Annotated in this window: 12 protein-coding genes and 1 pseudogene; 3 read left to right on the top strand and 10 right to left on the bottom strand. The window is 36.9% G+C overall.

Annotated elements, in window-relative coordinates; genetic code table 11:
• Positions 1–504 precede the first annotated feature (504 nt).
• From KJS58_RS17735 to KJS58_RS17705, 7 genes and pseudogenes are all read right to left on the bottom strand, one after another.
• A complete protein-coding gene (locus KJS58_RS17735) occupies positions 505–891 on the bottom strand; it encodes a hypothetical protein (protein ID WP_213534456.1) in 387 nt (128 codons plus the stop codon).
• Between the two features lie 267 nt (positions 892–1158).
• Positions 1159–1377, bottom strand: a complete 219-nt coding sequence (locus KJS58_RS17730) for a hypothetical protein (protein ID WP_213534454.1) — start codon at positions 1375–1377, stop codon at positions 1159–1161.
• Positions 1378–1638: 261 nt separating this feature from the next.
• Positions 1639–2232, bottom strand: a complete 594-nt coding sequence (locus KJS58_RS17725) for a TIR domain-containing protein (RefSeq protein ID WP_213534452.1) — start codon at positions 2230–2232, stop codon at positions 1639–1641.
• A 101-nt stretch (positions 2233–2333) separates the two neighbouring features.
• A pseudogene (locus KJS58_RS17720) lies at positions 2334–2432 on the bottom strand (type I restriction enzyme endonuclease domain-containing protein); the annotation flags it as partial.
• A 1170-nt stretch (positions 2433–3602) separates the two neighbouring features.
• Positions 3603–4958 carry a hypothetical protein gene (locus KJS58_RS17715; protein ID WP_213534448.1) on the bottom strand — a complete coding sequence of 452 codons (1356 nt, stop codon included), beginning with the start codon at positions 4956–4958 and terminating at the stop codon, positions 3603–3605.
• Between the two features lie 1127 nt (positions 4959–6085).
• The gene (locus tag KJS58_RS17710) at positions 6086–6265 is read right to left on the bottom strand and encodes a hypothetical protein (RefSeq protein WP_213534446.1); all 180 of its coding nucleotides are present in this window, start codon (positions 6263–6265) and stop codon (positions 6086–6088) included.
• 261 nt (positions 6266–6526) lie between these two features.
• Positions 6527–6886, bottom strand: a complete 360-nt coding sequence (locus KJS58_RS17705) for a hypothetical protein (protein ID WP_213534444.1) — start codon at positions 6884–6886, stop codon at positions 6527–6529.
• A 593-nt stretch (positions 6887–7479) separates the two neighbouring features.
• Here KJS58_RS17705 and KJS58_RS17700 point away from each other — a divergent pair.
• The gene (locus KJS58_RS17700) at positions 7480–8538 is read left to right on the top strand and encodes a hypothetical protein (RefSeq protein WP_213534442.1); all 1059 of its coding nucleotides are present in this window, start codon (positions 7480–7482) and stop codon (positions 8536–8538) included.
• Between the two features lie 92 nt (positions 8539–8630).
• On the opposite strand, the gene KJS58_RS17695 is transcribed toward KJS58_RS17700, so the two are convergent.
• A complete protein-coding gene (locus KJS58_RS17695; RefSeq protein ID WP_213534440.1) occupies positions 8631–8840 on the bottom strand; it encodes a hypothetical protein in 210 nt (69 codons plus the stop codon).
• Between the two features lie 235 nt (positions 8841–9075).
• Here KJS58_RS17695 and KJS58_RS17690 point away from each other — a divergent pair, with 235 nt between their 5' ends.
• Entirely contained in the window at positions 9076–9528 is a 453-nt protein-coding gene (locus tag KJS58_RS17690) for a replication/maintenance protein RepL (protein ID WP_213534438.1), read from the top strand.
• Positions 9529–9737: 209 nt separating this feature from the next.
• Here the strand turns inward: KJS58_RS17690 and KJS58_RS17685 are convergent, their stop codons facing one another.
• Complete coding sequence (locus KJS58_RS17685; RefSeq protein ID WP_249717569.1) at positions 9738–10235, bottom strand: group II intron maturase-specific domain-containing protein; 498 nt, start codon at positions 10233–10235, stop codon at positions 9738–9740.
• Between the two features lie 300 nt (positions 10236–10535).
• Entirely contained in the window at positions 10536–11534 is a 999-nt protein-coding gene (locus tag KJS58_RS17680; RefSeq protein ID WP_249717566.1) for a site-specific integrase, read from the bottom strand.
• Between the two features lie 354 nt (positions 11535–11888).
• On the opposite strand from KJS58_RS17680, the gene KJS58_RS17675 reads away from it, so the two are divergent.
• Positions 11889–12758, top strand: a complete 870-nt coding sequence (locus KJS58_RS17675) for a hypothetical protein (protein ID WP_213534437.1) — start codon at positions 11889–11891, stop codon at positions 12756–12758.
• The last annotated feature ends 294 nt before the right edge of the window (positions 12759–13052 follow it).

Below are 13052 nucleotides of genomic sequence, written 5' to 3'. Positions count from 1 at the left end.
AAATCCCGACATTATATTTCCCCTCCAATTCAATGGGCTATATTAGGCATACTTACAACTCAGCTAATTACGAGCATATTATAAACACTTTTTTGAATATTCAATATTCTCATTAATATCATATGCTATTTGCATATAAGTATCGATATCATCTTAAAATCAGTCCACTTAACAGCTAGAATGTGAGATGATTTGCCCGTATATATCATATTAGATTTGCTATTATTACTACAATCGATATAAATTGGCGATATTATGCTGAAGTTCCGGGCCTACATCCGGAAAGGCCCCTGAAATTATGATGCCTTTCCTTGGAGGTGGTTTGTATTCTAGTGTCAGGTACTTTTGTAAAGAGGTCACATATCCATCAATAGAATCAACACTAAGTTGGTTCGTAAACGTCTCCAGACTTCAGGGGAACTTGAGGCCCCAGGAAATAAACCTGTATCAAAGTTATATCCAAGCTGCGGGTGAGCCTGTAAGGCAAGCTCGGAAAGTAATGGGTCAAAATCCGCTTTTATCCGTAACTTTAGGTTTTCTTCCAAATAGCTGTAAGGAGTGAATCAAAGGCCGCTGATGATAATGGAGCTCTTTATATTTCCGTGGGATACTCACTTGATACAGCATGGTTTTTCTATGAATTGGTATAAGTTCGGTACTTTTAGAGTTTGAAAGCTTTTGCAGTCGGTTAAAATGATCCATAACGGACATCGCATTACTTCGGCTAATTTGAAACGCCTTGTGAATAATGTTGTCAATTATTGAAGGTTGAGTAAGAAGATGTTCTTCTAAATTTTCAAATGAAAAATGCGGGCTATCCCCCGGCTTGTCATTCAATAATGCTCTGTCAGTGTCGGGCCCGAACTTTACCCATTCAATTGGTAAATTCAATCCTAACGCAATCCTAAGTCCCTTCTCAACCCAGATCGATTCTCTTGAGAGTGGTGTATCGACGAAGATTACAGCTTCACTTTAATATAAATTTTTCGTATTATCATTGATGATAAATTTAGAATGAATTGTTACCCCGCCCATAATTTCGTCTCCTTTATTGAGCTCTAGGCATAGAGCCTTGTAGCCATTGAATAAACATTTTGCGAATCATGGACCCAAAGTGCCATCTCATTACTTCCTTGAACAGTTCTCCTAGTGATGTAGCTATTTATCTTGGCCCTGATACGTATCAGTTGCTTGAGCGGTATCGGTAATCGGCAAGATCTCTACCTTATTCTTAATTTCATCAAAATAACCCAATTCCCAAGGCATCCATTTTGAATTTATCGAACTAGCAGACACAGCATACAACAAAGAGCCGCACTGTCTCATTCTTTTACGAAGCGTATTAGCTGTTTCTTTTGAGACCTGATTACGGCTCATTTGTCGATCATTAATCCAATCAATGTAAATTGAATATCCTAACTCTTCCATAGCACTTTTTATTCCGAGCAATAATTTATCGACAGAATAACTGTGTGACAGAAAGATATGGTTGGTTTTTGATTCATTAAATTGATTAGCCGCGGTTTCTAGTATCGTGCCTACACTTCTATGAAATCCCTTTTAATCAGCTTTCGATCTGCTTTTGCTATCAAGTCTTGTTTATTAAATAATGCCATATTACCACTCACCTCCGTTAAATTATTTACCTCCAAGAACAGCTGCTCTCTCTGTCCATGTAGAAAAATTGTTGTATCCGCCGTCTACCACCCAATCGTATGAATCAAAAACCATTGAGAATTTTCCTTCAGAGATATTTTTAAATTTATAATTAACGTCGGATTTATTAATGCTCTCTTTAAACTTCCAATCTCCACTTACAACATCCCACTCCCAAAGATGTATTTTGGCATTCTCTATACGAAAATAAAAAAAATCTAGTGGATTAGGTCCTTTTGCAAATGTGAGTTTATTTTTGTCAGGAATACTATTGATATGAATATTTATAAGTCCATTACTCCTTTTAAAGCTTTCTAGAATTTCATATCTTACCCATGGTCTTGCATACGTTTCACTCCCAGTCAAAATTGCTGTGACTGAAGTATTTCGTAGTCCTGAGTTGATCATTCGTTTAATAGCAATTGTACTTTCTTTTTTGACCTGTTCCCATAACGAGGAATCATAAAAGATAAAATCATCTTCACTTCTCTTAGTAACCCAACTGTTTCGAACCGCATTAGTTCGAAAGCTAGCAACATCTTTATATTGAAAGGAAAAGAAAACTTTGCGAGCCAACAAAAAAACTCCTCTCAGACAAAAAGATATAGATAATCAAAAACCAAAAGTTACTGTTAGTTATACCTTGAAGTGGTGTGTTAATATTTAAAATCTTCCGCCTACACCATTAACTCTGCTTGTTGAAGCACAAAATCAATTTCCATTTTTTCAAGATCAGGCGGATACCCGTATTTCTTCAACAGTCTCTTAACCTTAATGGGCCCGTACATTCTCCCGAAAGTTGAGTCCACCTTTTTAAGCTGGCTTAGCATGCAATGATTAAGCGTTCAGTGTTTTTTTAATATATCATTACTTATGTATATATGATTAGAGTCATAATTCAGTTTATCAGGAAGAGTATTGAATTCACTGCTTGAAGACTAAAAGCTCGCGAAGGCTGGGTAATCTTTTGGCAAATTGGTATAGGCACTATATACATTTCCTGTAGCACCTAGCATTAGAACAGCAACAATAACACTTTTTCCTTTAATCCTTCCATACTGTTAATTACATTGTATATTATATCATTTTCAGACAATTATTGAGTGGTGTTTGTTGCGCTAAACTGCCACATGACTTAATTTCGTTTTACTGGTATTCTTGACAAGCTTGTATAGCTTAATGAATCAATTAATTAGATATATACCTAATCGGTTCAAGTTCTTGTCCTTCAACAAGAACATAACTAGCAAAAAGTACGATCTACTTATATGATTCAACTCTTGTTTTTACTGTCCTCTCTATTTCTTTGCCAAAATGCTTATTGACGAGTTGTATTATCCATTTCAAATGAGATTACAGTTTCAGTTGAAATACTTCCAAGCATTGAATTTGGTCTCTTGACGATAAAACAGCCTTTAGCATTTCAGTCATTCAAAAGATCCCACCACTTATACTTAGATATTCGTCTAACCGGTAATGGGACCATGTTTTTGTCTATTTCGGTAATCGGTACAAGTTCTTGTCCTGAACAGCTAGTTTCAGTACCAATATTTCACTTTTTAAATACCTAACCGCCCGTGTTTACCTCTCATGTGTCAGTTGTTTCATAACAATGTATGTGAACACTTTCTGTATTATGGTACTTAATGAGGTTAAAGAGTATCTGTTCATTTTTAGATATGCATCAAATCGGTAATCGGACTATGTTCTTGTCCATTCCGGCAATCGGTACAAGTTCTTGTCCTTGGCTCGGGACAAGAACTTGTACCGATAAAATAAAAAAGCCGCTAAATTAGCGACTTTCAATGAGACCATGTTCTTGTCCCTCGACACGAAAAAACGCGCGAAACAAAATAACAACCGGCAGGTTGGAGTTGGTCATGATTATTAATTCCCGTAAATCTCCTACAGCTAACTCTTAAAATGATTTATTAACATGAACCTTCTCATTTAAGAGTTGGAAATTGCATTACCGTATTAACCATAAGTTCGATCATATCGAATGTGTGATCGTTCACCTTCTTTTGCTCCAATAGCACACTAAAATCCGTATGTTTTAGATTAAATTTACTTTCCATTTCACGCTTAAAAGCATACTTAACAACTGGAAATACAATGAATAAGATAGGTACCTTGGGTTTATATGGTAAAAGATATACATCAAAGCTATCAAAGTTGAGAGAGGTTATCTCGTATGATACATTTTCATCTAAAATATGCTCAAAAATCTTCTCGGTGAAAGCAAAGGAATTATTGAACATGACATATATGTTTCTTGTACAGTTTTTAGCTATGCCCTTTAACTCCTTGGTTTCTTGATCGATTAATAATGGTGAACAGCAAATAGCATTCAACACATATGTCTCTTCAATCAAACGATTCAATTGTTGCTTCGATACAAAATCAAGCAAATATCTTTTTTCCTCTTGAATTACAATGAACTCAATTGAATATGAGAGCTCTCCATTATTTAAAAGCATCGCTTTAATATATAGAGTCCCACCTGGCTCTGTCACTTTATTGATCATAGTTACGTAATCTGTATATGTCCACTTAAAAGTATTCATTGACGATGCAGAGATTAGATCAAAAAGGCTTGAATCAGGAGCAACAAGATATTCATCCGCCTTTATAAGCATGCTTAGATGTCTTCTTTTCTCATCGGTTAAATCAGTTTCAATTATTTTCATGATATCTATTTTAGGAAGATCCTTACCTCTTTCTACATCTTCCTCTTGTTTAGATGCTATTCCATTAATAATATCCTCAATCGATTCGCCAGTCTTCAATTTTTCTTTTACATCGTTTACATATTCCAGGAATTTATTTTTAGTTGAAATATTATGCTTTGTAAATAGTGTTTTTAACTTCCCTGTATTGATCAATTGATCGCGAGTAAATGGCGGAATAGAAACATTTAAAGAACACACTCCAATTAGTTTAACCAGTTTATATATATCGTTTTTATCTTCATTAATATCGAACAAAAAAAGCAACGGTTTAATATAGTTGTAATATTTTTTATTACCACGTTCTAGGTCACGTAAAGCCTTTTTAAACTCTTCTGAACTTTCTAACGATTCTTTTAAATAAGAAAATTCATAAAAGACTGCAATTGCCTCTTGTACGTATCTCATTTCATCTACAAGAAACAATGCGGTGTTTTTATATCTTTTCGAAAAAGATGATACTTTTAACAAAAAGCTAGATAGCTGGCCGAAGTCAGTATTCTTTGTCAATACGACATGTAAGATTTCATGAACAATGGTTGTCATAATCCCGTAATCATGTTCATCTAGCACATTAATGTTAATGTTGTTATGTAAGTCGAAGTTTCCAAGGTCTCTGCTCATTTCTCCACTCTACCCTTCTAATTTTGAAAACTCACACCTTTTGTATTGTTTTCTAGAATATTTTATTAATAGTAGCTGTATCATTTTTTATAGAGGAGGTGAATTACGGAACTCTAGAGCCTCCTTCTTTGTCACCGGAATGGGGTCAGTCCTTCTCTTAAGAAGAATGCTGTTTCACGTGAAGTGAATATATGCCTTCAATTGCATTCGTATGTTAAGTCCACACTTCACGAATTTTTAAGCAATGGTGTTCATAAGTAATATGGGATTAATCGGGCGTTTCTTATCGACCTCTATTCGAAGAGCATCAATTTGCTTAAACATTAGCCATTTTCCTTCCTATTTCATATTGCTAGCATTATATCATAAGAAATCATAAATTTATCACTTATTATAGGGATCATTGTAGTAGTCGCAGTTTATAAAGGGCCACATCTTGTACAATCACTAAATCTCCTTAGGGATCCTAGCATTGTATTAAGAGAACAAGAGTTCGATAAGCAGTCGGCATATAACATTTGTGTGGCTGCAGGAAAATCGTATGCTACGGAACCTGAACTAGCTGAGTTCGATGATATATTAGATGTGACTGTATCGGTTGCAAGAAAAAAATTATAATATGACTGTAGGCTTCTCCGTCGCTACTGCTTTTGGAGGTAGAAAAATGGTATCTATATCATGTGAATTTAAGGGAGCTAACATGGAATCATATATGTTGAACAATTAAATTGACGGATTGTAATATGAAGCGCGAAACTTTGTTCAAATTATATAGACTTATGATATAGATTAGTTTCCTCACATCAACATTCACACACGAGAATCAGTCTGTGAGCTACATATCTAAGCATAATGGCAAAAAAATAAAGAAGCTAATGGATAGCTAGTATTTTCCCCTCATGGCAAACAGTAAAGATAACATGTTACATATCATCATCTGTCGGATGTCGGACGACAAGAACTTATATACTTTTAGGTTTCCTCCCTGTTGCTACACCCGGCTGACCGTTTCGGATATCCATCAAATTTCCTCTCCTTTTGCTGTGGGCTTCCCCTCGGAAGCCCACAGCATCGTATTAATCTACTTGTGGACAAACTGTAAAGCTGTAATCTGTTCCGTATTCAATCATAAAGCCGTGTCCTTCAAAGAAAGCTTTCAGTGTGTAATAGATATTCCATAATCGAACCTTCGCTTCATGATCAACCTGTCGGATATTTAAAAACTTTCCAAGTGGGCTCCCCTCATGAAGAACCATAAGCGTATGTTAATCATAAAAAGCCATTTATTCACCAATATTGATAGACTCAATGACTCCCTGTTCACTGTCATAAGCCATGCCGTTAAAGTAAATCCGGATCGCTCTCCAAAGTCCTCTTTCTTCTAAAAACTGCTTGAAGTTATCTGTCTGCTAACCGTTCCATCTCTATGTTTTTCACTAGATTTGTCATATTTAAAAACTCCTATAAATTAGAATTGGCTTAACCCTCTAGCCCCTTTTGCTGGATCACTCGGTCCACTACTGTGGGTATGCCAAGCTTTCGTGCTCCACTTCCATCTGTTTGGGAATTTCTTTGCGCCGTAAGGGACTTGGCTTGTACCTGCCTTCCCGAATACTTTGCAAAAGCTCGTCTTTATGTTCCTGCAGCCATGACAGCGCATCTTCTACGGTCATCCCGTCATTTCCTGGCGTTCCATGGTTGCGTTTGACCTGCTTGTAGGCTCTATTCAGATTGTCTCTGTTCAGTATCTGCTCTAACAGGTCTGTTGCACCGTCCTTTTCTCCACATTCCCGAATGACGACACTCCTTGCTCCCACATACTCTTTGCGTTCCACGCTATCCCTTTGCGGGCAGCCCTTTCGGTATTCTGCTTTCATTGCGTCGACTCTATTTCTTGCTTATACTCGAGACTTACGATTGTTCACCCTTTCCCGAAAAAAACTTCTCGGTACTATAGCTTCTGCTGACTGCTCACAGCAAGCTTTACTCCGTCTTTCGGATTTTTTTCCTACTTCATGTCTGTGAGATCTTCCCGGGTAAGAGCGATAACTTTCCCCTCATCTATCTGCCACATTTACATGATGAGCTTCGGGCAGTATTGGACTTTGCTTTGACGTGCAAGCTCATCCGCTTCATCATGCCTTTTATGTGATTTCTGTTCGTCAGACCGAGGGTTTGCCTCCGGCTTCCTTCAGATTCCGCCTCGCGGCGGACACCATTGCCTTTAGCTAACAGTTCCTACTGCCCAAGCCTGTAGTGGACTTGCACCACCTAGTTATCGCCCATGCCGGGCGCTCTCGTTATCGGGTGGAGTAACCCGATAGCGGTGCGTATCGGCTCTTAAGTGGCATTTTTTTCCGCTTTAGAACCGGTAGCATCAGCCCTACATCTATTCATTTAAACTACTTATTCACACGTAGTAGAAAGCCGATATATAAATTAATGAAATACATAGATAGGGGATTATTAAGTGTATACAAGTAAAAAAGTGTCAACAGAATTTGTTGGGGCCTTAATATTTCTGATTGTAATGCTGCTAGGTTTGATTGTTTTCAAAATATCAAATCATTTTGAAAATCAAATTCCTCTTATTTCTCTTGCCTCTTTACAAAAAGAAACTGATACCAAGCTTAAAGCTGAGAGTTTGTTAATTGAAGCTCCTACTCTCCAGTGGATTGCTAAGGCAAAAAATGAAAGTTATTTCTCAATCGAACAGACAATATCTCCAGAACTACTCATCATTAAGCACGAATTTTCTGACTTGTCCTCAAAGGTAAAGGCAATTGATAAGTTCGGGAAAGTTATGTGGGAAAGTAATCAAGAAGATACTAAGAAAATAAACCTATCAACCGGAGAAGTTATACCCGAAGTACATTCAACAACCGTGTATGATGAAAATAGCAACGTAAAAATTGATTATAAAGATAACACATCAATAACTGCTACAAAAAATGAAAACCATCTTTGGACGTTTGACGTACCCGAGACATTTAAATATTGGACTACAGATAATGTTCTGATAATAGGTGACCTTGCTTATATAAAAGGAGTAGGTAAGGTTAAGTTGTCAGGCAAGCGTTACTCTAGTTATGATTGGTTTTTTGCTGTTGAGCTTGATACTGGATTAGTTCGTTTTCAAGACTCTGAATTTCTTTCAGCAAGTACCCATGCTGCAGCTGTGTTAGCTCCAAAACTTAGAGAAAATAGCACAGCCCTTTCTGATGATTATCTTTATATTTACAACACGAAAACTGGACAAATTGTATGGAGCAAAATGTATGAGGAAGTAGATCAAGAAGAAATAGATAAATTTGTTTATCCAGAGAAAGATAAGAATTCAACATCCAATAAAACTCAAATTAATGTCAAAGTTGATTCAAATGATAATACGATAAAAGGATATGATCAAAATAATAAGGAAGTATGGATTATTAGGCCTCCATTTGAAAAAATATTTATATTGTGGCCAAGCTCTACTGGTTTCTACTTGTTATACGACAAAAAATATATTTTGTATTTTAAGTATTAATCAAGACTCTATTTATATCGGGCAATCAATATTGATAAGAACCGGCTTAATTCTGCCGGTTCTTTCCTTTAATTTTTTTTGGGAGCACACAATTAGGGCGCAGGCCTGTCCTTCTTATTAAGCCGTACCAGGATTATTATGAGCAATGCAACGATAACTAAAAGAGAACCTTGTAACCAATATACTGACCAGTATTCAATGATAAAATTACCGATCAGCATAAAATGCCCAGGGAAAAAGGCAATTATCAGTGTAATAACGATACTTAACCACCAAATATTCTTCTGAAGCCATTGCTTCATAACGTATTCTCCTTTCCAAAAAAACATGTATGTTTATCAATATCTAAATTGTACAATCCCTATATATATACGTCGAACGATACAATATTAAATTAAAGCGCTTTCTTTTTAGGTTTTTAAAGGAATTCTTTTAATTTCAACCCTTAAAAAGTTGTATTAAATACATATTTTAGTTGTTTATTTTTCAACAAAATGGCATAATTATTGTAAATATTACAACTCAAAGGAGATTGAAATGGCAAGAGCACGAGGAAGGGTACGTAATGTTTTCTGGGGAGCCTTTGTCCTAGATTGGTTTAAGTATCTGCAGGATCATGATTTAAGTTCCTCTGACTATCGAATAATGTTTTATTTGTGCGAAAAGATGATGACCGATGACAATATAGCTCGGGTAAAGCAGAAGACAATTGCTCAGGATCTTTCCATGGATAAAGGTAATGTTTCTAAATGTATTAAGAAACTATGCTCCAAGCAATTTATTGTAAAAGCATCTGATGGTTTTATGATCAATCCGAATTTATTTTATGGAGGTAATGGTTTTCAAAATCGTGAAAATCTTCGGGAAAACTTTTATAATCTCCTCAGCGATCCTGCCCGTTTCTTTATGGATGAAGATTTCAGAAGATTAGTCGAATATCCCCAGGAGGATGATTATAACAAATATGATGCACCGTTCAATCGACCATAGATTTATTTATATAGAGTATGTATTCAAGGTTCTTACCTGCATACATGCTCTAAGTTGCTATAACAGTACAGGTTCAATTAATAAGACCGAGTTAAACGTGAAACTACACTAGAGTAAAGGGCTGGGTAAACCAGCCCCTCCTCATCAAACCGTATGTGAGGTTTTCCCTCATACGGCTTTCCGATGTTCGTCATTCATGTGCATACAGATTACAAAAGCGTTTTGAGTCCACATTGTCTCGTCATGTACCGCACTTCTTGGACTGCACTTTGCCACCGAGAACGTTGCCTTTTCTTTGCATACCATTTTGCCAAACGCAACACAATGTACCAATCTAACTTCGCCATTTTTCGTTGGCTGTAGAACGTGTGGTAGTAATTGCGCCACCCCTGAATCTTCGGGTTCAGCCAACCTACGTGCTCCGCGAGTGACTTATGTCTCTGGCTGGACGGAACTAAGCGCTCTTTTACCACTTCCCGGATGCGGTCCATTGCCCCTTTCGCACTTCGTTTTGGACGGAATCCAAATGAAAATTCCTGAAAGTCCGCTTCAAAGATCGGTTCCATGACCAGTTTCGCTGCCATCTGAATGACGCGGCTCGGACGGTTGGGATATCCAGCGGTCTCTGCTTGCCATCTTTCTTCGGAATATAATGCCGTCGTACGGGCTGTGGATGGTATTTGTTTTCCTTCAAGCATCGTTGGCATTCAAAGGAAAAATGCTTCTCCCTTCTCCTCAATATCAGAAAGAGTTTCTCCATCGACGCCAGCCGACCCTTTGTTAGCTCGTACTCTCCGCCAGGCTTCCTAATACATTCAGTAGACTTTGTCGTACAATGCGTGGAATCTGCGCTTCTTGTTTTCCTTGGCCGCATGACCTAGTCTCTTTTGGAGTTGTTGAACGTTTTCCTTTGGTGTCGTTAGCCGTTTGGCATTCACTAATTCGTACCTCCTAAAAAAAACATGAACAAAGCAAGGCTCTTTGCAGGGGGCTATCCAGCGCTACTTTTATAATCCAATATCATTTGCTGCATTTTCTTCGAACAATGAAGTGTGCCTTATATACTTCCGAACCATATAATCAGATTTATGACGAGATTGTTTCATAATCGATCTTTCACTTTTTCCTAGTATGGCAGCAGTTGTGGCGAACCCAGATCGTAAACTATGCCCCGAATAATCTTCTTCATTAAGACCTACCGCATCAATATATCGCTTTACTATAATAGCAACCGCTTTATCAGATAATCTTTTTTCAGAAACTTGCCCATGTCTATTAATGGATCTAAATACTGCTCCCTCGGATATATTCGCTGCTTCTAACCACTTATTAGTAGCATGAACTGGACAGGTATCTGGATTCACTCCGTATGGTATAGCTACTACTTCCTTTTTCCCTTCTTGATTTGTCTTAGAAGTCTTCAAAGAGATTACAATTCCTTCTTTAACCGGTTTAATATCCTCTACATCAATACCTACTAGTTCACTTCTTCGAAAAGCACCTGCAAATCCAAGTAAAAGTAAGGCTCGATCCCTTATACCTAAAAGCCGATCAGGAAGTACATCTAGAATTTGCTTAAGTGTATCTAGGATAATAGGATCTTTTCCTTTCTCTTCTGTTCCAATCGTGCGTTTAATACCAGCCCAAACTAATCGAATCTTATTACTAGTAGGTGACTCATAACCTGCAGCCGTATGTGCTTGGGTAATCGCACTTATTCTTCTTTGGATTGTGCTTGCTTTATATCCGTCTTTAGCAAGGCTCGTAAGATAGAGCGCATAAGTCTCCTCCGTAGTAGGTAACGAAGGTAATCCAAAGTTATCGCACCATGACGTGAAATGTCTCCAATCGGATTGGTAGGAACGCACGGTATTTTTCGCTTTTGCATTAGAGACATATGTATTTGCCTCATTCATAAGAGCGTGCAATATCTCGCTTGCTTCTTGTATTCTGCCATCCTTATCTTCAGCTAAGAATGATCCAGCATTATGTATATTATCGTTCATTATTCTCACCTCTTACTATTTTATCTTATCTCTTCGTCTTATTTCTTCCTCCTTCCTTCTAATTTTCAAACAACTGATCGAACCGAACTTCTTACTACTCACATACCCACCACCTTCTCTTTTCTTTTCTTCTCTTTTTTCTCCTCTCCCTCTTTTTTTCTTTTTATCTTAAGTTCCGATACGCTTATCTTATCGGAACTTAGGTATCTATCGTTATTATACCACCTTTCCAGGTACATTTCATGCTATATTCATCTCGTTTTTTATGATATAGTTATACTAAATATTATGGTAAACCGGTAAACTACACTGTATATCAAGGGTTTACCGGTTTACCAAAAGGAGAATTTTCGGATGGCTAAAGATGATGTAAAATCATTCAAAATGGATAGTGATTTAAAAAAATTAGTAAATGAGAAGATTGCAGAATCTGGTATGGAAGGCGCTGAGTGGCTCAAAACACTTATGACTTTAGAAACACTCCATAACATTCGTGAAACGAACCCAGAGCTGGAGTACGATTTAAAAGATCTAGAAAAACACATGAATATTATTTTTAATTTGTTTATCAGGGTTTATCAGCGCGGAGATACGGCGGTAAGTGAGAGCAAAGAGGAAGCTAAGAAGTTAGTTGATGCTTCCAAAAATGAATTGAATGATCTTAAAGATGAGGTAGCAGAGCTAACAAAAGAGAATAAGAAATATACTGAGGAGTTAGAGCGTATTATTCTCGAGAATAATGATCTTCAGGTAAAAATGAATCAGCATGTTAAAGCAGCAGAAACCTTGGAAGAAATGAACCGACTTTTAACTGATAAAAATCAAATGCTACAAAGAGAGGTAGAGGCATATGAAGGACTAAAAATAGATAACGAGCAATTGAGAGTTGAAATGCAGAAGCTGAAGGATAAACATATAGAGGATATAAAATCCTTAGAGGAAACAATGCGTAAGCAAAAAGAGGAATTTGCTCAAATCAAAAGCGAAGATGAGACGCAGATTAGAGAGGCTGAAGAAAAACTCGACAGGAAAGAATTTGAATTTAAACAGATTATAGAAAACTTAAAACGAGAACATGATTTATCTCTGAAAGAAGCCATTATAGAAGAAAAAATGAATTGGCAAGAAAAAATTCAAAAAATTTATGAAATGAATAGGTATGTAGTAAAACAGACAAATACTAACGAATTAAAAACAAAAATAGAAGAAATGAATGAAGAATAATAATATGTTTTTTGTTCGCGTATCGCCCATTCGTATCGATCGATTACAGATCATTTTAAGATTCAGGTTTAAGACAGATTGAAAACAAGGAGTATTCGTACAGCTGGAACAGCACGGACGACAGAAAAAATGGATCAGGAATGGGTACAGGTACGGAGTAAGTAGTGTTGAAAGAGGGAGCCGAGATGTTAAATGGCACTTGAAGATCAGGATGGAAGAGGAACAAAAGCACGGTAGATATTCAAAGAATCTATTAGGACGAGGATGTCAGGATGGACCACAATAATGTAGTAA

This window comes from Paenibacillus sp. J45TS6 (assembly GCF_018403285.1).
Lineage (GTDB): Bacteria > Bacillota > Bacilli > Paenibacillales > Paenibacillaceae > Paenibacillus.
This window is presented reverse-complemented; position numbering and strand designations above follow the sequence as displayed.

Excerpts from the sequence above, each read along its gene's own strand:
- KJS58_RS17695 (WP_213534440.1), bottom strand. The coding sequence starts at position 8,840 with ATGAAGCAATGGCTTCAGAAGAATATTTGGTGGTTAAGTATCGTTATT.
- KJS58_RS17710 (WP_213534446.1), bottom strand. The coding sequence starts at position 6,265 with ATGGTTCTTCATGAGGGGAGCCCACTTGGAAAGTTTTTAAATATCCGA.
- KJS58_RS17685 (WP_249717569.1), bottom strand. The coding sequence starts at position 10,235 with ATGCCAACGATGCTTGAAGGAAAACAAATACCATCCACAGCCCGTACG.
- KJS58_RS17690 (WP_213534438.1), top strand. The coding sequence starts at position 9,076 with ATGGCAAGAGCACGAGGAAGGGTACGTAATGTTTTCTGGGGAGCCTTT.
- KJS58_RS17680 (WP_249717566.1), bottom strand. The coding sequence starts at position 11,534 with ATGAACGATAATATACATAATGCTGGATCATTCTTAGCTGAAGATAAG.
- KJS58_RS17675 (WP_213534437.1), top strand. The coding sequence starts at position 11,889 with ATGGCTAAAGATGATGTAAAATCATTCAAAATGGATAGTGATTTAAAA.
- KJS58_RS17705 (WP_213534444.1), bottom strand. The coding sequence starts at position 6,886 with ATGAAAGCAGAATACCGAAAGGGCTGCCCGCAAAGGGATAGCGTGGAA.
- KJS58_RS17730 (WP_213534454.1), bottom strand. The coding sequence starts at position 1,377 with ATGAGCCGTAATCAGGTCTCAAAAGAAACAGCTAATACGCTTCGTAAA.